We start from the raw sequence: 22904 nt of genomic DNA on the forward strand, positions 1-22904 counted from the left end.
TTTGAGGTTTCCCACTTAAAAAAGATGATACATACCACCAATATCTGCTATTGCTGAATATGCAATCGTTAATTATGATTTATCCACATCGGAGATTGGATAATCGACGGCGCATTCAAATTAAACACCATCGCCTCTTCAGAATTAATATAGTAACCCTCTACAAAAGGCGAAATAGCTGAATAAAATAGTTCGGCAGATGGAGCTTTCATTTTTTCTGTATCTAGCCACTCTATATCTGTCAGTTGACGTACCAATAGCCCTAAATATTTACCATCATTTTCTAGGACAATTGCCATCATTTTGGCAACTACATTGTTACTTTGTAATAATGGCGGATAACCTAACATCTCTTCTAAATCGATTAACCACAGCATTTCGCCACGCCAATTGTAAATACCTAAAACACAATTGGGCATTTGTGGTACACCACAAATTTCTGTCAAAGAAATTTGTAATACCTCTGCAATGTGCTGTAAATTAATGACAGCTAAGTCATTAGTTCCTAAATTAAAGCTCAAAAATTTTTGCTTGGTCTCCAACGTCATAGTTCCTTTATAGTAGATGTTTCCCTATAGCCACTGTCTTGATTTTCTTGGAAAATAAAAAAGCTGTAACTATAATTTTGCACCTATTTTTGCTGCGTCTAAGGTTTAACTAATTGTTGTAAAGTCACAACTAATTCTTCCTTATTAATAGGTTTTGATAGGTAAGCTTGAGCACCAAGCATATTACCCCAAATTTTATCTACATCAGTATTTTTGGTGGAACAAAATACTACAGGAATTTTACTAGTGTTAGGATCGTTTTTTAGCTCGCGACAAATTTCATAGCCGCTTTTACCAGGTAAAATTACATCGAGAAATATTAAATCTGGCTTAGATGAACCTATTTTGTCTAAAGCTTCTTCACTACTTTTGGCACATACTACATAGTATCCAGCTTGTTGTAAATAACCGCTGAGAATTTCCATGTCTGTCAAACCATCTTCAACAACTAAAACAGTGGTCATAATTAAGTTCCAAGTAAATTTCTATGTTTAATTACAATCAAGTAAAATTTGGTATATTAATACTAATTTAATTTCTCATAGTTTTACATCAGAAAAAGCACTTAAAAACTATTTATTTTAATAAATATATCCGATTAACTGAACTACAAAATCAGCTTTACGAAGCTACTAAATGATATTTAGGAGAATTTGGCGTCAGGAATAGCTAAATCAGTAAATATTATTTCTAGTATGCACTTTTAATCAAAATATATAATTAATTATATTTAAAAATAGTAAATATTTGAGTTTAATTAAAAAATTTGCATCATCAAATTCTCAAAAATTAAGCATTAGATATCAGCTAAAAAATTGTTACTGTATCTTATTTTCTGCATGAGAATTGTGGATGAGAGAGCAGCCATTTATCTATGTATGTATGCAATATATGTAGAGACTTTATAATACAGTCTCTACATAGTTTTGCTTTTTAAGCCTGTACTTCATTCACATGAAATCGACTGTATAATCCATCAACTTTAGAAGCATTGACCTTGATTGATGAAGCTGAAGTAGGTAGATATTTACGTACTATTCCCATGACCTTATCACCAGCTAAAGGCTTAGTGAGAAAATCTGTAGAACCCACAACTTTAGCACGCACTCTATCTATTAATCCATCATTACCTGTGATGATGACTACTGGTGTGTTAGCAAAGGTAGAAATTCGTCGCAGTTGAGTGCATATTTCGTAACCACTAGCAACAGGCATAACTAAATCTAAAAAAATTAAGTCTGGCTGATATTGAATCAAAGTGGGTAAAGCTTGCACTGCATCTTGAATGGCGATAAATCTTAACCCATGTGAGGTAATAATCTCCTCCATCATTTTACAGATTTGAGGGCTGTCATCGATACAGGCTACCAATGGAGCAGTTGAATGTTTTGATTTGGTAGTTGTGAGATTTTTCTCCACTTCAACGGCTACTAAAGGTAAATCGGGTACTTCTACTAGTTCAATAATGCCTTTGAGGATATATGGTAGCAAGGAACGAGCAACTGGCATTAAATTCTGCTTCATTTTTACTGCTAAATCTCGCAGTGTATATTTGCCATTAATAAAGCTGACAAAGTTGTTATAAACAGATGAACTTACCAATTGCTGGAGTTGTTCTGGTTTGCGCAGAACTGGTGCAAAATCAGGATGTAAATTTGTTAAACCTGCTTCTGACCAGAGCTTCCACGAGTCTTGCATTTGCTTTAAAGAAACCTCTGCACTCGTGAAACTCATGGGCATATCTAAAATTACTTGCTGGCTACGATGACAAGTTACAGAAGTAAAATCTGCTTCTTGAGCTAGATCAAAAAATAATTCTGCTATTGTGTTTTCTACAATTATTTGGATTTGCTCGCGCTGAATTTTTTGTTTTTTATATAAGGCTTCTAAAAGGTGGTAATCCCAGTAATCGATAGTTAAATGTTCAGCACTGACACGAAGCTTATCTACATCAATTTGAGGGCAATGTTGCGCCATTTGTCTACGCCAACGGCGAAAAGGATGAATTCCTCCAGTGGCCCAAACTATTCGTCCTAGTCGATAATAAAAAGTCCAATGGTTTCCCTTTGAGCTTTTAATGTTTAGCTGCCCATTATATTGGAGTTGAGTACAAGTTTTAAATTCATTAATTAAATTGTTTAATATCATCATGTTTTGGTGGGTCATACATTGTCCTTCTACTAACAATTCAGCCCTTCGCAACACTATCTAGTTAATAGTCAGCCAATACCTTAATATTGCTAATAGATTAGGCAAGAATCTCCGGATGCTTGCTATTTCTCTTGTACAAATTAGATATAGGACTACTAAATTCAAGCTGAAAATCACAAACGCAATAGGATGGTAAAAGCACTGTCATCAGAAGAGCAAGATAAAAAATCATCGCCCTTCATGGCACTGTATTCGCTACCAAGAATTAACTAATCATGAGGAATAGATATTTTTCCCAACGTTAGTCTATAGCCTTGTGATTAAATTATCTTATTCATTTTTGGGCTAGATAACGATCGGGGTATATACTGATTTATATTTAAAAAACTCTTGGCCGTAAACAAAATTATTATTCAGATTGTCATTGATGATTGATTTGTTTACTTTTGAAACATTAATTTACATATACTCGGTAATCTTGATGAGTATATATCCTTAAAAAATATCTTTGCTATGTAGCAGGTGTCTAAAATTTTAGTTTAAAACGTTAGTATACTTTCGTTACAAGTATTGATATGACGGGGTTTTCCCCGCCATAAACTCCAGTTATTTACCAAAAAATCTCCGGCATTTCTGGCTAATTATTTCTGGTTAATTGACTCTGCTGTGATTCACTTTAACGCATAAAAGCAACATCTTCTGAGAATTTGTTGTTATTGTTTTTTATGGTTATGGCTGGCAATAGCAGCCTTTAAGTTACCATCATGTTCTAACAAAAGTTGCTCGCCTGCTGCTTTTTCTAACCCAGTCCAATGCATTAATAGAGCTAGCTTCACCCAGTTAGCGCTACGATCTAGTAATAAACCTGCATCTTCCCGACTTAAATCTGTCAAGTCTTGCAAAATGCGCAAAGCGCGATCGCGTAGTTTTTGATTGGTCACAGCTACATCTACCATGCGATTGCCATAAACTTTACCTAGTTTGACCATCACTCCGGTAGAAAGAATATTTAGAGTTAGCTTTGTTGCTGTCCCAGCTTTCAGGCGAGTTGAACCAGCGAGAATTTCCGGGCCAGTTAACAAGCGAATATCAACATCGGCATCAAATTTTACCTGTTCAACAGGCACGCAGGCCAGAAAAATTGTCATGGCTCCCCGTTGGCGAGCAGCGTTTAGCGCACCGTGGACAAAAGGTGTCGTCCCACCTGCGGTAATCCCAACTACCACATCTAATTGTGTAATTTGGCGTTGGGCGATCGCCGCTTCTCCATCTTGGGCGCGGTCTTCTAAATCTTCCGAACTACGTACTAATGCACCAGCACCACCAGCTATAATTCCCTGTACTAATTCTGGTGGCGTACAAAAGGTAGGTGGACATTCCGCTGCGTCTAATACCCCCAATCTCCCACTTGTCCCGGCACCAACATAAAATAAGCGTCCCCCTTGGCGCAACCGTTCGGCAGTACAATCAATGGCATCAGCTATTTGATTTTTTGCCGCCGCTACCGCCGCAACTGCATTGTGGTCTTCAGTATTAAATAACTCTACCAATTCCAGAGAACTGATCTGATCTAAATTCAGACTATTAGAGTTCACTTGCTCGGTTAACAGATAACCGCGTTCCTGTAAATTTGTCATTAATTTTTGTCCTTTCTTACAAAGTTCCGATACCTGCGGTAAGACGCTTTGCGTCTACGCCGGAAGCCGGCGCTTTGACTTTGCGCTTTGTCAGTTGTCAGTTCTCAATTCTCATATCATCTCCCAATACCATAATGAAAGTAACGTTCCCTTAACTATGGCTGGGAAAAGAGGATAAGGGAGATAAGAGAAGAAAGCGCATGAATATGGATAATAACTATTACTTATTGCCTTCTTGATTATTGACTATTAACTATTGACAACTGACAACTGAACAATTATAGTAAGCCTTCCAATTTGCGACGAATCTTTTCTATTTCACTATCAGACAACTCTGGTTCTGCTTCGTCTGCTGGATGAGGGCGGGAAGGTGGCTCAAATTCGCGATCGCTATCCTCAATTTCCCCATCAGGCTTCCAGTCTGTTTCTTGTACATTTAATTCTGGGGGAGTGACGACTATACTACTATTTTCCGGAACGATTTCCCAGTCATAGTTAGCGCTTACACAAAATTCCTTAATTTCTTCGGCATCGATCGTTTCTACGCTAGGGACGGGGAAATCTTGAGCTTCTAACATTAAAGCGTAGCGGGTTGCATCATCTTCCGACTCAAACATCAGAATTTTATTGCGATCGCCTATCCGCACGGTGTGAATCCCCTCATTTTCAGTTCGAGCATTGAAAATCAATACAAAAACGCGCATGGGTGTAATCATCTATCTTTAATGGTGGTTCTCTGGTCTCTATCTTAATTAAAGTTCTACGTTGTACCGATCGACTAGCCTTTTATTGATTTTCTTCAACAGTAAATATTTCTGGAACAAGGCCCCACTAAGACCGTCTACAATCGTGATGTGTTTGTCTTAGTTACCACCTTTACGGAAGTAAAATGGCATTTTGGCTGGGGTAGAAGTTGTTGCTATGGGCTTAGTCTCAACCAGTCAAGAGTGCCATCTCTAGTTTGCATAGAGAACTACGCTCAAAGAAACACTGCCAGTAGAGCAATTTTTGATCGCATAGTTTGCGTAGTTTACTTGATTACGGTATTCCTGACAATGCCAATATCATTGAATAGAACAATTTCCTCGACTCTAGCGATCAAGCCTGAGGTTGAGTTGACGTATTCTAAGAATGGCAGCGCAATCTAGTACTAATTGATGCCAGCAGTAAGTCAGCTAAAGTCGTCAAATCAAGAGTGAAAGCCAATGACTAAACGTCCCGATCGAGTTAATCACTCCAATTCTCCAAATCGTCAGCGTTTCTGGTTACAGGTGTTGACTCGTGGTGGTATTGCTGTAGGAGGGCTATTACTGTTATTGATTGGCGGTGGTATTTGGCGATTACAACGTTTTATCCAAAAAGACTTAGCACCATTAGCCCAAACCAATCTCACTACAACCATCAATCGCCCAGTCAAACTGGGGAATGTGAGAGAATTTTCGCTCTTTGGAGTCAAGTTTGGCGCTTCCGAGATTCCAGCTACCGCCACCGATCCAGATAAAGTGACAGTAGAGGCGGTAGAAGTAGGTTTTGACCCAATACAGTTAATTTTTAACCGCACCCTCAAGCTAGATGTTACTTTAGTCAATCCGGAAGTTTATCTTGAAAAGGATGACCAAGGACGCTGGTTAACTACTCGTATCGCTCTTGGTGGTAAGGGCGGCCCGATTAAAACCGATTTGGAGAAAATTCGCCTACGCAATGGCAAGCTGACTTTACTAGACTTGTCCCGCAAAATACAGCAAAAATCGCCCACGCCGCAACCAGCCAACTTACCTGTAGGATTTTCCCAACTTAATGGCACTGCTCAACTGTTGGATAATAACCAGGTGATGTGGTTTGATATTGCCGCCCAAGCCAATAATGGCGGTAGTTTGACCCTGAAGGGAGACACCCATTTAAAGACACAAGCTGCTAATTTACAGATTCGTACACAAGATTTGCTAGCTGCTGATATTACTCGGATTATTCAGCTACCACTAACTTTACAAGCGGGGCGAGTTAATGGCGATCTGCAAGTTCAACTAATACCAGAGCAGCAAACATTATTGTATGGCAGCGCCTTTGTGCAAGGGGTGACATTGCAAATACCCCGTTTACCACAACTTCTGAACAATACCCAAGGAAATCTCAGCTTTAAAGGTACAGAAATCAAGTTAGAGAAGATAGCTACTAATTACGGCAAAATTCCTCTAGTAGCTACAGGTATTATTGACCGAGAAACTGGCTATAAGTTAACTGGGCAAATCGATCGGGTAGATGTGAATACAGCCTTGGAGACTCTCAAGGTAAAACTACCTGTACCGACAATAGGAGAAGTTAAAGCTGATATCCAGCTTGGTGGCGCACCCAATAAACCAATTCTTTCAGGTACAGTGGCGACGCTCAAACCTGCGCGGATTGATAAGGTTGATTTTCAGAATGTTAGGAGTAAGTTTGAGTTTTCTACTAGCAATTCCCTGATTAGCCTCAAAGATATTCAAGGTACGCCGACGGTTGGCGGTCAGGTGACAGGTGCAGGTAAGATTCAACTAGGGAAACAGCCGCAACTGAATTTTAATTTTACAGCAGAGAAGGTGCCAGGGGATGCGATCGCCCAAATTTATAACTCTACACCTGGATTTCAAATCGGTAATGTCTCTGGTACAGGGCAGCTAACTGGTATTGCTGGTAACATTCAAACTGTCGTCCAATGGCAAGCGCCTAGCGCCACCTATCCGGCAACTGGTATAGTTACCATTGCCCCAGACCGAACTGTATTCTTCCGCGATGTTATTGCTAATTTTAGTGGCGGTAAGGTACAGGCTTCTGGAAGTTACGCCAATCAACGTTGGCAAGCTGTCGCCCAAGCCTCTGGTATTCAGGTGGAACGGTTGGTAGACAAAGAGAAACTGCAAAACGTTTCCTTAACTGGGGCAGAATTTAACGGTCGTTTGCTGCTGGCTGGGACAACTTCACCATTTAAAGTCGCTTCTATTCGCACTAAAGGCGCAGGTGTGCAAATTGGTGGCGGTACGATCGCAGTTTCTAATATTCAACTCCAAGACCAAAACTTTGCAGCGCAATTAGTTGCTAATAATGTGCGGTTGGGGCGGATCTTGCAGAATCTTCCCCCAGCTTTAACAGGGCCATTAGCTGGTACATTCCAAATTGCAGGTAGCCGCGATAATTTTAGTTTAAAAAATCTGCGCGGTACTGGTGAAGGTAGCTTGGCTGTGGCTAGTGGGACAGTCACGGCGAAAAATATTCAACTGGCTGATGGTGTGTATTTAGCGCAAGTTAAAGCTAATAATTTGGCTTTGCCAGAATTAGCACCCAATATTCAGCAATTTCCCGGTCGTTTAAATGGTGATTTCGATGTTGCTGGCTCAGTTGATTCATTTAAGCCAGAGTCTATTGTCGCCACTGGTCAGGCTAGAGTAAAGGTAGCAGATGGCACAATTACAGCCTCGAATATTCAACTAGCGGAGGGTCGCTATCAGGCTGTGGTGGCGGCGACTGGTGTGAAGTTACAGCAGTTAAATCAACAGTTGCGGGGTCAGTTTGGCGGTAATCTGCAAGTGGCTGGAACGGTACAATCGGCTAAATTAGCTGATGTACGGGCGGCGGGACAGGTGCAGTTTTCCCAAGGTATTGGAGCAATCACCCAACCTTTAACTGCGGCGATCGCCTGGGACGGTCAAAGGCTGAATATTGAACGGGCTACAGCAGCGAATTTAAATGCTAGTGGTTATATCTTAGCTAATGCCCAAGGCGCAGGCATACCCCAAATTACAGATTTAAAACTGAATGTGCAAGCGCAAAATTACGACTTGCAACAGTTGCCAATTAAACTACCCAATGCGGTGAATTTGGCAGGAAAAGCCGATTTTACGGGACAAATCGCTGGTAACTTACCTCTACCAAATATCCAAGGACAACTAAAACTGCGGAATTTGGCTGTGAAGAACTTTGCCTTTGAGCCGGTTTTAAGTGGCAATATTCAATCTGTGCAAGGGCAAGGTACTAGTTTAGATGTTGCAGGTACAAGCGATCGCATTACAGTTAACCTCAATGCTAATAATCGCCCCAACTCTTTTTTAGTCAAGTGGAAAGAAGCATCAGCTGTAGGTCAAGCACAAGGTGAAAATTTAGCTTTAAGATTAGATAACTTCCCTATCCAAGTATTAAATTTATCATTACCTGCTAACACCCGCTTGGGAAATACTGCCTTAGCTGGGGCGTTAACGGGGAATTTGCTGATGAATCAGGATACATTAGCAGCTAGTGGCAATGTGGCGATCGCTAATCCGGCGATCGGACGCATTCAGGGCGAACTTTTAACTGCCCAATTCCGCTATGGTAATGGCATGGCGAACATTACAGATAGTGCATTTGTTAAAGGTAAAAGTCGCTATGCCTTTATCGGTAATGTCAGTACAACTACGAAAACACCCCAAATCCAAGGTAAACTCAACATCAACCAGGGTAACGTCCAAGATATCCTGACAGCAATACAAGTATATGAGTTACAAGATTTGCGCGGTGGTTTGCAAGCACCAGCCTACGGTACATCTGCGGATTTAGTTACTGTCCCCCAAGGATTACCTAATCAGCCATTATTAACCCAAATCGAGCGTGTTTATCAAGTTGATGCTTTATTAACAGCACAACAACAACAGCGGCGTGAAACTAATCCCATACCAGAGTTAGCTGATATTCAAGGAACTTTTAACGGGGAAGTAGCTTTCGATACTGCTAATGGCATAGCTGCACAGTTTAACTTAGCTGGTCAAAATTGGACTTGGGGTAAAGCTCAAGAAAAAAACGAACCTGGGCGTTTTTACCAAGCAGAACAGCTAATTGCTAAAGGTAGTTTTGAAAAAGGTATTTTGACTTTATTACCTTTACGAATTGAGTCTAAAAATAGGCTAATTGCTTTTAAAGGTACTGTCGGTGGTAAGGAGCAATCAGGTAATTTACAAATCAGAAATTTCCCCATCCAAGTACTCAATAATTTTGTCAAACTTCCCATAGGACTTACAGGTAATCTCAACACTTCTGTAGCGGTAGCAGGGAGTATTGATAATCCTAAAGCTAGAGGTGAATTACAAGTTACAGAAGGAACAATTAATACGAAGAATGTAGAATCAGCTACGGCCAGTTTTAGTTATGATAATGGGCGGTTAAATTTTGGTAGTAACTTTATAGTTAACGGGCCAGAACCTGTAAATATTACTGGTAGCATACCCTATAAATTACCTTTTGCTTCAGTTACGCCTAACAACAATCAAATTAGCTTAGATATTAAAGTTAAAAATGAAGGATTGGCACTGTTAAACTTATTTACTAACCAAATTGCCTTTGACAATGGACAAGGTGAAGTAGATGTCCAAATCCGTGGTACAAGAACCGAACCAATAGTTAATGGAGTTGCTACACTCAATAATGCAACATTTTCTGCTCAAGCTTTACCAGAAAAGTTAACTGAAGTCACAGGAACGGCAAAGTTCGATTTTGACCGCATTATTGTCGAAAATCTCCAAGGGAAATTTAGCCAAGGAAAGGTAGAAGCATCTGGACAAATTCCGATTGCTAATAGCGAAGAAGTTGCAATTGAGAATCCTCTGAGAGTTAACCTCAATCAATTAGCTTTAAATCTTAAAGGACTTTACCAAGGTAATGCCAATGGCAATGTGCTGATTACTGGTTCGGCGCTAAATCCCATCCTTGGGGGGAAAGTAGAGTTATTTAATGGTCAAGTATTGTTGGCAGAATCAACTAATACAAATAGACCAGAAGATAGTGATGGTAATCTTTCGTTCATTAAAGCTGATAAACAGAATAAAGAAGATGCCAGAATTGCAACTACAAGATTTAATAATCTAGAGTTGTCCTTAGGTAGAAATGTTAAAATTACTCGTCCACCAATTCTCAATTTCCAAGCTACTGGTACACTAATTGTTAATGGTTCTTTAAATCAACCAATACCCGATGGTAAAATTAAATTAGAAAAGGGCGGAGTAAATTTATTCACTACGCAATTTAATCTAGCTCGTGGTTATGAACATACCGCAACTTTTAGAAAAGACCAACCCCGCGATCCGAATTTAGATATTAGGCTATTTGCCAAAGTACTGGATGGTAATTTAACTGGTGATATTAGCAAGCTGAATACTACAGGTTTATCAACTTTAGAAACTATCCGAGTTGAAGCGAGAGTGCAAGGGCCTGCTAGTAAATTAAACGAGAGTTTGCAATTAACCAGCACTCCTTCTCGCGGTGAAACAGAACTTGTAGCACTTTTAGGTGGTGGATTTGTCGATACCCAAGGACGTGGCGACAGTACTTTAGGATTGATTAATATAGCGGGTTCAGCTGTATTTAACAATTTTCAGGGAGCTTTTAATCAAATTGGTAGTGCTTTTGGTTTAAGCGAATTTCGTCTATTTCCAACTGTGATTTCTGATAATCCTGAAGCAGGAAAAACTAATTCTACTTTAGAATTAGCAATGGAAGCTGGGGTTGATATTTCTTCTAAGTTTTCGATTTCTGGGATTAAAATTTTAACAGCGAATGACCCATTGCAATGGGGAATTAATTACCGCATTAACGATACTGTTCGCTTGCGGGGTTCCACGAATTTGGATGATGATAGTCGTGTGGTAGTTGAATATGACAGGCGATTTTGACCGAATAAAGGCAAAAGGCAGAATAAAGCAACTTCTGCCCTATTCGTCATGATGATTTTTTGTTCACGACTTATCTGGGATTGTATGAGTTATTCATATTGACATACCCCAACTCTTTAATACATTTGCACGGGGGAAGTTCAGTTTAATTGGAAATCCCTTGTCTAAAATTCTGCTGCGGCTGGTTGGGGAAAGGTATCACCCGCTAAGTAAGCATCAAAATGCTTTTGAAAATATAGCCAAGAAGTCATATCTTCGCCCTCAATATAGGATTTGGGCGCATGTCTGAACAGAGGAACGCGCGTATTAATTTCATCTTGCAATAACTGGGGCAAACCAGTAAAATTATCAACCTTACTGCCAATAGCACTATATATCAACTGACCGGGGCGATCGCCCATTTTCATCCAAGGTAACCATTGACCAATCCGATCCCAACTCAGTTTGAGATGAGAAACTTCCAAAACTTCTGGATTTAATAAATCTGCGGTGGGTACAGTCAGTTTAAATAATTCTGCGGCTTGATATGTTTCTTGGGGGCTGTATTCCGCAAATTTGAGATCTGTGGCTAGGGGGTTGGGATAAGTAGGAAAGATATCAAACACAAAAGTTGTATTTTCACCTTCTACTTGGGCAGGAAATTTACCCTTAAATTCACCTTGCACGGGATTATTTGCTACATGCATCACTGGTACTGTTTCCCCATTCCAGGGATTTTCCCATTTTGTTAATTTTTCACCCGTCTCTGGGTCAAGGTAGTAAGTCAGTTCCCTAGAAGTAAAGTCCCACTTACCCTCTTCTGTGGCAATACATCTACTGACACTCATGCCCAGTATTTTAAATAAAAGTTTACGTTTTTCTCCAGGGATAAAAGCGTAAATCTTACCTGCCCAGATTAGGAAAGTCGATTGGTTAGAATCGAGAGATGAACGTGTTTTCACCCAATGTAGGGCATCCAATTCTTGAGTTTTGGCAACCATAGATAAAATCCTATATTAATAATCAAAATAAACCAATGTTGTGGGCGCGTCTGTTCCAGAGAATCTCACAACCATGTTACAAAACGTCAACAACTTATCCTTAATTGCGCCAACCTAACTTGAAAAATAACGTTGACGGTGGACTCTTAAGAAAGTTTGTTCATCCGTTCTGGCGTACCCGGTTCATGATAGCTATTTAATTACAGTTGTGATGGTTGTTCATCTTCCACAGGATGGGACATGTTTAAAGACATCGGGTTTATAGTTTGGGCTGATGGTTCTAAAGGCGTTGGCTGAGGCGATCGCTCAATGGTGCGATCGCTGAGGTAAGATCCGACAATCTTGTCGTAGTTAGAAGCCACAGCTAAAAAAGCTCCACCCAAAATATAAATAGGTAATGGTAGACTAAATTCCTTGACCCAGTCAAATAATTCTGCCAAAGCAAACAACACAAAGAAGCAAGCTAGCCAAACCCTCATGATTTTTCTCCTTTGTACAAGTGACTCTACTACTAGGGTAGGTTGCTTGCATGATACTTGATTTTTCCCTGTAACGTGCTATTCAATTCCGATTTGATGACCGAAATATACTTGTTTAAATTAAAAATAGGAAAGAGAAAATCATCAACATATAGGTTGACTGAGTTTTTGCCAAAATCAAATAACTAAATATTAATTTTATAAACTTGGAAGAAGTACAGAAATGAATTTCCGTAAATATGAGCAAAAATACGGAAGTATATCATCATAAAAAGTGTTTATTATTCATAGAATAAATAATGTTGATGCTAAGGCTTATAAAAGCATTCAAATGAAGATGATGCTTGTAAAAAACTCCAAAAATATCAGCCAATTATGCCACATTAAATTAATGCAAAATTAAGTTTAATCAATGTTATGTTGTTTTTTATAACTCTGAATATATGTAAAATTACAGTATTAATACCTAAATACAAGCATCAAATAAACAGTCATATTTTAGGTTATATACACATAATCTTCATTACTTGGACACCTATTCAAACAGCATATCCGGGAAAATGAATTGATATAACGAAATTCAATTCATTCCTGGTAATAGTATGAAGCAAAAAAAATTGGTATGTAGCCTAGATAATAAAGTTAGCCAGCCGCTAGCTAAAATAACCCTAACACTAGTTACTTTAATCTGTAGCACCCTTCCCGCTCACGCTGCAAATCTAAAATTTACCTACGGCTTAGGAGTAACTCAAGAATACAAATCTGCGGCGGAAGCAGCCGCACTTTACTGGGAAGATCGTCTCACAGATGATGCTACTATTAATATCCATTTAGAGATGCCTGATGCGAGTAGCTTACCTAAAGGTGTCTTAGGCGGAGCATTACCAGCTTTTGTGAATAATATTAGTCACTTCAATTTTCAGAATGCTCTAACAAATGACAGTCTTTCTACAAATGATAGAACTGCTATCAACAATTTACCTAGCAAGGGTCAATCTTATTGGGAAGGTTTTATCGAGGGAGAATATGCATCTTCTACTACGATTAACCTGACGCGGGCTAATGCTAAAGCATTAAAATTAATTGACGCACATAGCACCAGTTTAGATGGGGTGATTGTGATGAGCAATCTAAGTAATAGTTCTTATAGGTGGGAAAGAACACGCACAGCTACTGTTGAAACTAGCGAGTTTGATTTTACTAGTGTTTTACTACATGAAATAGGGCACATTTTAGGTTTTGTCACTGCTTTAGATGCAGTAAATACCACAAATCTTGGAGACCAAAATTATCTGAAAAAGTACGTTACTCCCATCAGTTTATTTAGTAGAGATACTATAAATGCTCAGTATGCTCCGACAATGGCAACTATAGATTATGGCACTGACAACTTTTTTACCATTGATAATGGTAAAACCAATCTTGGTTTTTTATCTACTGGACAAGATACTAGTATAGTAACTCCTTGGGGTCAAGGAGATGGCTGGCAAGCTAGCCATTGGAAGTCTAATATTAATGCTTTGATGAATCCTGCCTTAGCACCAGGCCTTAGAAGAGATGCAGTTTCGCGAGATCTGACAGTTCTTGATGTCATTGGTTGGGATATAGATTCTACGCCAGATTGGTCTACCAGTTATATCGTATCTCAAGGTACTACTAATGCCAGTTCCATTGGTAATACAACCAATACTGTCTCTCTGGATCAGATGTTTAAGCAAAACCGTTGGGGTGGTGCTAGCTCTACAACTACTTTCAACCAAAATATGAAATTAACTGATTTTCTGGCACAAGAAGGATTGTTCCAAAAAGGTACTTTTTGGTCGCATATGCCTACAGAAACCGCTTCTATACCAGAACCTACTACCACTGTAGGGTTATTTGCATTAGGTTTGTTGAGTTTTGGTCTGCGTCGTCAAAGAAAGTTTAATTAAACTAATTATTTTTTTCTTAGGTAATAGAAAACGAAGACCCTGCGATAATTTGCAGGGTTTCTTGATTAATTAAGTATTAATACGTAAATTCAATAAAATAAACGAGTAATATTTTAAAGTATTCACGCACAATATTTATCACCTCATCACTTATTCAAACAGCATATCCAAGACAATCAATTGATATAAGTTCAAGTGAGCTTACGCTAACGTAATTGGACGCCAATCTCTTCAAGTCAGGGTAGCCACCCACAGCACTGGCTCTTTTGATGCTGTTAACGGTACGATTTTTCTCAAATTTGGCTCAATATCAATCTCTGCGCCTCCACTTCTGGGAGCATCAGAACATTATCATATCAAAATGATCTGCGATCATTTGCCATAAATTTCATCTTCCTAAAGTCATAGAAGAAAGACAACTAAACTTATTACAATAGTTAAATGCTAGCTAATAAACAGCAGCTATATCACTGCTATAGCCTCACTTTGCTGACAGCACTATTGTGCTAGTTAATGTTACTTCAATATGACAGTTTAACAACTGGTGTCAATCTTTATGACAGCAACTAACAACATCTGTATTTTATCTATATCTGATGATTACAGTGTTGCAGTGAAGATGACAGCATTTGTGTTTCGGGAAATCGAAAATAGCAACTATTAGCGTCTTCTCCCAAAGCTTCCCCAGATTCAACAGATACATCAGAGATGGCAGAATATAATTCTTTGATTGTGTGTATCAATTGAAATCAATGGTTTTCGGGCATAATTTCAATTTGATACTCAATAAGTAGCAAACTGATGTAATCTAATGAAATAGGCAGCAAAAAGTATAAACTTGATTTCAGTCGCAAAATAGCATCCAGTCTGGCACAATAAAATTCTTTATTGAAAGACTAATGAAGCTAGCGATGAATGACCTGTGCTTAATATTACTCACCTAGAGCAGTGGGGGTAAAGCACAGATAGATGACTATTGTATGTAATTGGAAATAATCTATGCATTTTATTGTTTAATTTGCATAGATTATTTGTCTGAAAAATTCTTTTTGTCAATAAGTGTGTGAAATATTGATAGTTTGAATTGCCTATAAGCCATAAGGGGAAAGGATTTGAGTATATTCCATATTTTCTTACATCCTTGGGTTTCTTGGTATATATCGACTGAGATGTTTAACTATAAATTCTGCCCATCTATTAAGATGCATACAGAAAATCATGTAAACTAGATCTCTAAATTGGATGATAGGCAAATTGTCAGAAAAACACTATCTGTTTTTTAAAAGTTACATCTTCTGATAAGATGCTGTAGTAACCAAGTACTGAAAATTTTAGGGAAAAGCCTAGTAGTAACTAGAGATTAATGAAAGCCTAGATGGCAAAAAAATTATTAGTATTATGTTTTGAGTTCTAAACATTAAAAAAACACATATAAATCGGGGTTTTAGTAACGTTATGTTTGTAATTAGGAGAAATATCATGGACAAAAAAATCTGCTTGGGTTGATAAATAACCTTTAATGTTTCCAAAAATCTTTGTTGTTGCTTGATGCCTTCCGATGACATCTAAAATTTCATGGTTGAGGCATAATAGCCTCTTGTGTGCATTTTTTTCTTTGGGTGTGATGGCTTATCAAACTATTCCTACTATCGCCCAAACTGTAATCAGAAATACGGCTGGTGCAGGTGCAAATGGTTTGCCGAATCAGCGATCAAATGAGGTCAGATTCACTGCTTCTCAAGCTGCTTTAGAAATTATTAAAACGGGCGATCGAGCAGCCGCAGAACCAGGAGATACAGTCATTTATCGCCTGACTATTAGAAATACAGGGCAAGCACCTGCGAGAAATATCACAATTACAGATAGGCTACCTTTAGGATTGCGATTTATTTCTAAATCCCTTAAAGGTTCTATTAGTAATACATCAGTAGCCGTAACAGCTAATGCTGCTAATAACCGGTCGGTAACAATTTCCCTTAACTCTGCTACAGAATTGCCACCCCAGGGAATTTTGAATGTCGTTTATGCGGTGGAAGTAACACCAGATGCGGTACGGGGAAGCGGGAGAAACTTAGCCCAAGCCCAAGCGGGAAATTTGACGAGTAACCAAGCCAGTCATGTGTTGCGCATTCGTCCGGGGATTCTCTCTGATTGCGGCACTATCATTGGGCGGGTGTTTGTGGATAAAAACTTTGATGGCGAACAGCAACTAAATGAACCGGGTGTACCCAACGCTGTGATTTACATGGATGATGGCAATCGTATTGTCACGGATGCTAACGGGTTATTTTCTTTAGCCAATGTTATATCCGGCTATCGGTCAGCAACACTAGACTTGACTAGTCTACCAGGATATGCGTTAGCGCCAAACAATTATTTTATTGAAAGAAATAGCCAATCACGGATGGTGAAATTAGCTCCGAGTAGTTTAGCTCGTGTCAATTTTGGGGTTACACCTGCATTTTCAGGGGGTAAACGATGATATCTCACAAAGATTTGGGTAAAGCAAGCAAAACCAGAGAGGGGATGCAAAAACAGCAATTATCGCTTTTGCGCTTAACTGGACAAACCAAGGGTAAAAGAGTGATGTTTCTGGCGTTTTTGGCATTTATCGCCCCTACTTTTTTTGGTATCAAAGCCAGCAATAATCAAGTGTTGGCGACAGAACCAGAAAATAGTCAGCCACAAAATCTCACCCCTGAAGGACAAGCAGAAGTTGAGCGAGTTGTTGCTCAAGCCATTTCCCCAACTACCACACCCACGACAACAGAGCCAACTACCACACCTGCGACAACAGAGCCAGCTAGCCAAATTCCCCAAACTCCGGCTCCCATCGCCCAACCGGAAACTATTCCCACAGAGCTAACACCGGTATCTTCACCCCAGAATCCGAACCGGAAATTGAAGATTGAAATTTTACCAGTAGGCGACCCTAGAGTCCAAGCTGATGGACGCTCGACAATCAAGCTACAAGGGCAAATTACCGACGAACAAGGGCAACTAATTCCCGAAGATGTATTGGTAACTTTAACTACTAGCGCTGGTAAATTTGTCGGTGCAGACCAGGATAAAGACCAAGGCGGATTTCAGGTACGCGCCATTGATGGGGAATTTAGCGCAACTCTGCAATCGGATATTAAACCCCAACAAGTTAGAATTAGGGCAGCTGTAGAGGAGATTAAAACGCGATCTGCCGTAGGCCGCAGCGCTCCGCGATCGCCTCAAATTACACCAGGCGAATCCACCTTTCCCCAACAAACCGACACTTCACTGATCGATAAAGTCGGGGAAGTACCAATTGAAGCTTTTACCCAAGTTGAATTTACTACCTATCTCCGTCCTTCGCTCACCACCGGGATAGTTAATCTGCGCATTGGCCCTGGTGGTACTAATTATTGGGGCAGTTTTCGCGACTTTCTCAACCCCGACAGAACCGGGGGAACAGAAGTAGACTTGAGTGCGGCTGTCTTTACAACGGGGAAAGTTGGAGATTGGTTATTTACAGGCGCGTTTAATAGCGAACGTCCCATTAACCAAGACTGCGAAGGGAGAAACCGCCTGTTTGGGGGAGTGCAATTCTGCGAACAGCAATATCCCGTCTATGGCGATAGTTCTACATTTACAGCCACCACCCCCTCTATAGATAGCTTTTATGCTCGCATCGAGCGTAGTCCCTTTATCCCCGGTGCTGATCCCGATTATTTCATGTGGGGGGACTACAACACCGAAGAGTTTTCCCGACCATCCCAACTCTATACAGCCACAGCTCGCCAACTCCACGGCTTTAAAGCGAACTACAACTTCGGCCCCTTACAAATTACTGGCTTATACGCCAACAATATTGAAGGCTTCCAACGGGATACGATTGTCCCCAATGGGGTGAGCGGTAATTACTTCCTTTCTCGGCGGTTGTTAGTTCCGGGAAGTGAAACAGTTTATTTAGAAGCCGAGGAAATTAATCGTCCGGGGACAGTAATTCAGCGCCAACAACTATTTCGCGGCCCCGATTATGAAATAGATTACGATCGCGGGACGCTGTTATTCCGTCGTCCCATCCTCGCTACAGAACTCAATCCCTTTGGCGCTACTTTGGTGAGGCGAATTGTTGTTACCTACCAAAACGAAGGCGGACAAGATTCTAAACTCTATGGTGGACGACTGCAATATAATATTTCCCAAGATTTAGAGAGAAAATCCTTTTTTGGAGCCAGTTACCTGCAAGAAGACCAGGGAAGTCAAGAATTCCGCTTATTTGGCGCTGATTTTCTTTTATCTTTAGGCGATGCTGGTAAAATTGTCGGGGAATATGCCCGTTCTAACGGTAACCTCGTGGATGGTCGAGATTTTAACGGTTCTGCATACCGTTTAGAAGCCTTTGGTAAAATTGGCGAGAGTTTCCTCGGTCAAGCTTACTATCGAGCTGTCGAACCTAATTTTAATAACAACTCCACCTTTAGCTTTACCCCCGGACAAACACGTTACGGTGCATCAGTTCTCGCCAAAATCACTGACACTACTAGCTTTACTTTAGGTTACGACTTTGAAGAAAATTACGGAACGGCGGCAACGGGAATCAACAGCACTCTCGGCTTTTTTGATTTATTCGACCCCCAACCCCAAGCACGTCCGGGAGAAGCCGTTAACAATACTCTGAAAACCTTCCGTGCTGGGATATTGCAAAGAATTGGGACGACGGATGTCAGTTTAGAATATGTCAACCGTTCTCGCGAAGATAGAGTTAGTAACCGCTTTACTGGAGATGCAGATCAATTAGTTTCGCGGTTGAAAATTCCTTTAACTGAATCCTTAACCTTTCAAGGACAAAACGAACTGAATTTAGGTGATAGCGATCCTCTCTATCCCAACCGCACCACCTTAGGTTTAGATTGGAAAGCCTATCCAGGGGTAACATTACGGCTAGCGCACCAATTTTATGATGACAGCAGCTTAATACCTGGTAACTCCATCACTACCCTAGATACGATCCTCGATCGCAAATTGTCAGAGGATACAAGTTTGACTGGACGTTACTCGGTGCTATCAGCCTTTAACGGCTTGCAAGGACAAGGTGCGGTGGGGTTAAATCATCGCTGGGCGATCGCGCCAGGATTGCGGGTGAATGTTGGTTACGAATACATATTTAAAAACATCTTTAACGGAACTGCGGCTGGTTCTCAATTCGGTCAATACTATGCAGTTGGACAAACAGCGTCCTCGTTAGGACTATATTCTGGTTCCGTTTATAGTCTCGGATTCGAGTACACCGATAATCCTCAATTCCAAGCCAGCACTAGGTTTGAGTATCGGGATGGGGATGAAAGCAATAATCTAGTAATTTCCGCCGCCGCTGCGGGTAAACTTTCGCCAGCGTTAACAGCTTTAGTTCGTTATCAGCAAGCCGGAGAAGCTAACGTCTTTCTCCCCTCGACAGTGGGTGTAATTTCTGAAGGTGTAAGATTCCAAGAACTAGGAGACACCTCCAACCTGAAACTGGGTTTAGCCTACCGCGATCCGAGTAACGACAAATTCAACGCCTTACTTAAATATGAATGGCGACAAAATTATGACTCAATTCCCGAAACACAATTAACAGGAAGTACAGCCACCGGACAGATTTTTTCTGCGGAAGCGATTTATGCACCTAGCTGGCGCTGGGAATTTTATGGCAAATACGCCTTTAGAAATGGGGTAACTTTCTTAGATGGCGATCGCTTCGATGCGGATGTGAATTTAGCCCAGTTACGAACGACTTACAGGCTAGGTTATCGTACCGATTTAGCTGTAGAAGGACGCTGGATTGGACAAACCTCCAATAGCGGCACGAATTACAACGAATTTGGCATAGCTGTAGAATCTGGGTATTACTTAACTCCAGATCTGCGAGTGGGTTTAGGCTACAGCTTCGGTAGTGTTGATGACCAAGATTTTACTGGTTATCGTTCCCAAGGTGGTTTTTACGTCAACATTACTTTGAAACTGAATGAACTTTTGGGTGGCTTTGGCTTGCAAAAACCTGTACCCAAGCAACAAGAGGAATCGGAAGTAGAACCAATCGCCCAAGGGACATCTCAGAGTCAACTAATTAACCGTCTGAAGCAGTCACAAGCGATGAAGTAGCAGCCCAGATTCAAGGTGTATAGGAGTGAGTGATGTACAAAAAGCAAGGGAAAAATCAACCGCCAAGGACGAGGCAGTGCGTTGCGGAGGTTCCCTCCGTTGTAGCAACTGCCGTGCAGAAGAGGCGGAGACAGGAGAGGCTTTTGAGATTTTCGGGTATTTTGCCGTTAACTTTTTGCCTTGTTGGTTCTGGGGTAGCTGTGAGTCAAACAGCACCTATTACAGCCGTAGCTTTACGGGTAGTAGTTAACAGCAATCAAGATGGTAATATTCAGCCTGACGAACAGATAACTTTGCGGGAAGCCATTGAATTGGTAAATGGTACGCTAACAGTTGCTCAACTTAGCAGTGCAGAAAAGGCGTTAATTCAACCTTTAACTGAGGGCGGTTCGCGGATTGAGTTTAGTTTGCCCGCAAATGCGACAACAATTTTATTACAGTCTCAATTACCAGATTTGGCGAGTCCGGGGTTAGTGATTGATGGGGGGACTCAGCCAGGATATGATGCGGCTGGTTCAGCGACAGCAGAAATTGCCATTCCCATTCCAGTCGTTGCGATCGCACCTGCACCAGATAAAGAAATTTTTCGCGGTTTAACTGTGGTAGCTGATGGTGTCACCATTCGCGGCTTAAGTCTTTACGGATTTAATGCCAGTGCCATTAAGCAGCAGTTAGGCAATATTTTAATTTACGATGGCGTGCCCAAGCCGGTAACTTTGACCACGCCACCAGGGAATATAGTAATTTCTCACCGTTTACCCCCACCCAATACCACCCAGCAGCAACCGCCTAACAGCGATTTTCCTTTCTATGACAAGGATATACCGCCGAAAAATGTGGTAATTGAAAATAATTGGTTGGGGTTGACGACAGAAGAGAAAATGCCGGAAACTACATCAGCTTTCGGAGTTTACGTATTTAATTCCCAAGGCACAACCATTCGCCGCAACCGCATTTACTACCATGATGGTAGTGCAATTATTACTTCGGTACGGGGTGAAAATACTTTAGTTCAAGAAAATATCATTGTTGGTAATGGCATTGCCGGGATGCCAGATGCCTTGAGAATAGAAGGTGTAGTAAATAAATCGCGCATTACTAGTAACTTAATTTGTGCCAATGACGGCGCAGGGGTGTATTTATTCAAACCTCAAGGTGACGTACAAATCCGCGATAACCGCATTACCTACAATGGCAGAAGGTTACGCCGAGCAGCAGTATATTTGATGGGTAGCGAACATCAAGTTACAGGTAACGAAATTTCCTACCAAACCGGGCCGGGGGTAGTGGTATCAGCTTTTCCTCAAACTGAACGTAACACTATTCAAAATAACTCCTTTACGGCGTTGGAAGGGTTGAGTATTGACTTGAATGCGCAAAGAAATTTAGATGTTAGCGATTTTCAAAGGGGAGACGGGCCAAATCCTAAACGGAATTCGGGGAATCGTCGCTTAGATACAGGTAACGCCGCAATTAATGCGCCAGAATTTACCACGCGGGAATTTTTGCCTAATGGTAACAGCGTCACCTTAGTAGGTAAAGCCGATCCGGGTTCGGAGGTGACAATTTATCGCCTGGGAGATTATCAACAAGGTAAACAAGCACTGTATGAAACTGGTTACGGCGCATTAAGTCAACCTTTAGCTAGCGCTGCTGTGGATGAGAAAGGGCGATTTAGCGTTACAGTAGCCAATGTGAAAGTTGGGGATATTGTCAGCGCGATCGCAACTGATCCCAAATATGGCACATCCGAACCTGCGATCGCGGCTTTTATCGGCCCCAGAACAAATACACCCAGCTTACCACCCGCAAGTCGGCAAAACCCCATTCCCCAATGTACCTCTAGACCAGTACCACCTCCACCACCCACGCCACCCACACCAACACCACCACCTACCTTAATTCCACCCACACCATTAAGAATTAGGGCACCAAGAAACGTTCACTTTGCCTTAGATAAATCCTTTATTAGTCCCGCGAGTGCGATCGTCTTGGATCGGGTAGCCCAAGTATTGCGACAATACCCGGAGATTATCATTGAAATCCAAGGACATACCGATCCCCGCGCCAGCAATGAATATAACATTGCCTTGGGTAGAAGAAGGGCATTATCTGTGAGAAATTACTTATTACGCCAAGGTGTAGCCCCAGAACGGATGACAATTCGCACCTTAGGGGAAACTCAGAGAGTCAGTGAAGGTAGTAGCCGTGTAGATTACGCACGCGATCGCCGTGCCGAAATTATCTACAAAGATGTCAGAGGCATAGATATCATCATTGAAGGCCAAGAACAAGACTTGCAATTAGAACCACCGAGAAGGAGATGAGGAAGGGGAGCAGAGGAAGCAGAGGAGGTAAAAATACTCAATGCCCAATGCCCCATGCCCAGT

The 22904-nt window shown here is 40.9% G+C and carries 12 protein-coding genes; 5 read left to right on the plus strand and 7 right to left on the minus strand.

Annotation, left to right across the window (positions count from 1 at the left end; genetic code table 11):
* Positions 1-68: 68 nt before the first annotated feature.
* The 5 genes from H6G41_RS21590 to H6G41_RS21610 form a co-directional block, all read right to left on the minus strand.
* Positions 69-542: a chemotaxis protein CheW gene (locus H6G41_RS21590; protein WP_190748499.1), complete on the minus strand. Its 474-nt coding sequence runs from the start codon at positions 540-542 to the stop codon at positions 69-71.
* Between the two features lie 104 nt (positions 543-646).
* On the minus strand, positions 647-1012 hold the full coding sequence (locus H6G41_RS21595) for a response regulator transcription factor (protein ID WP_190748456.1): 366 nt from the start codon (positions 1010-1012) through the stop codon (positions 647-649).
* Between the two features lie 469 nt (positions 1013-1481).
* Positions 1482-2714, minus strand: coding sequence for a response regulator (locus H6G41_RS21600; protein WP_190748457.1), 1233 nt, complete (start codon positions 2712-2714; stop codon positions 1482-1484).
* 698 nt (positions 2715-3412) lie between these two features.
* Entirely contained in the window at positions 3413-4336 is a 924-nt protein-coding gene (murQ, locus tag H6G41_RS21605; RefSeq protein WP_190748459.1) for an N-acetylmuramic acid 6-phosphate etherase, read from the minus strand.
* 278 nt (positions 4337-4614) lie between these two features.
* The gene (locus H6G41_RS21610; RefSeq protein ID WP_190748461.1) at positions 4615-5052 is read right to left on the minus strand and encodes a DUF3110 domain-containing protein; all 438 of its coding nucleotides are present in this window, start codon (positions 5050-5052) and stop codon (positions 4615-4617) included.
* A gap of 489 nt (positions 5053-5541) precedes the next feature.
* On the opposite strand from H6G41_RS21610, the gene H6G41_RS21615 reads away from it, so the two are divergent.
* Complete coding sequence (locus H6G41_RS21615) at positions 5542-11007, plus strand: translocation/assembly module TamB domain-containing protein (protein WP_190748463.1); 5466 nt, start codon at positions 5542-5544, stop codon at positions 11005-11007.
* 164 nt (positions 11008-11171) lie between these two features.
* On the opposite strand, the gene H6G41_RS21620 is transcribed toward H6G41_RS21615, so the two are convergent.
* Positions 11172-11987 (minus strand): DUF1838 domain-containing protein, encoded by an 816-nt coding sequence (locus H6G41_RS21620; protein WP_190748465.1) that lies wholly within the window; start codon positions 11985-11987, stop codon positions 11172-11174.
* Positions 11988-12187: 200 nt separating this feature from the next.
* The gene (locus H6G41_RS21625; protein ID WP_190748467.1) at positions 12188-12466 is read right to left on the minus strand and encodes a hypothetical protein; all 279 of its coding nucleotides are present in this window, start codon (positions 12464-12466) and stop codon (positions 12188-12190) included.
* A gap of 602 nt (positions 12467-13068) precedes the next feature.
* On the opposite strand from H6G41_RS21625, the gene H6G41_RS21630 reads away from it, so the two are divergent.
* The 4 genes from H6G41_RS21630 (at position 13069) to H6G41_RS21645 (ending at position 22841) form a co-directional block, all read left to right on the plus strand.
* A complete protein-coding gene (locus H6G41_RS21630) occupies positions 13069-14397 on the plus strand; it encodes an NF038122 family metalloprotease (RefSeq protein WP_190748501.1) in 1329 nt (442 codons plus the stop codon).
* A 1558-nt stretch (positions 14398-15955) separates the two neighbouring features.
* Positions 15956-16879 (plus strand): DUF11 domain-containing protein, encoded by a 924-nt coding sequence (locus H6G41_RS21635; RefSeq protein WP_190748468.1) that lies wholly within the window; start codon positions 15956-15958, stop codon positions 16877-16879.
* Entirely contained in the window at positions 16876-20514 is a 3639-nt protein-coding gene (locus H6G41_RS21640) for a hypothetical protein (protein WP_242037999.1), read from the plus strand. The genes H6G41_RS21635 and H6G41_RS21640 overlap by 4 nt, the downstream gene beginning before the upstream one ends.
* A gap of 32 nt (positions 20515-20546) precedes the next feature.
* The gene (locus tag H6G41_RS21645) at positions 20547-22841 is read left to right on the plus strand and encodes an OmpA family protein (protein WP_190748470.1); all 2295 of its coding nucleotides are present in this window, start codon (positions 20547-20549) and stop codon (positions 22839-22841) included.
* The last annotated feature ends 63 nt before the right edge of the window (positions 22842-22904 follow it).

It is taken from the genome of Tolypothrix sp. FACHB-123 (genome assembly GCF_014697075.1).
Classification (GTDB): domain Bacteria; phylum Cyanobacteriota; class Cyanobacteriia; order Cyanobacteriales; family Nostocaceae; genus Aulosira.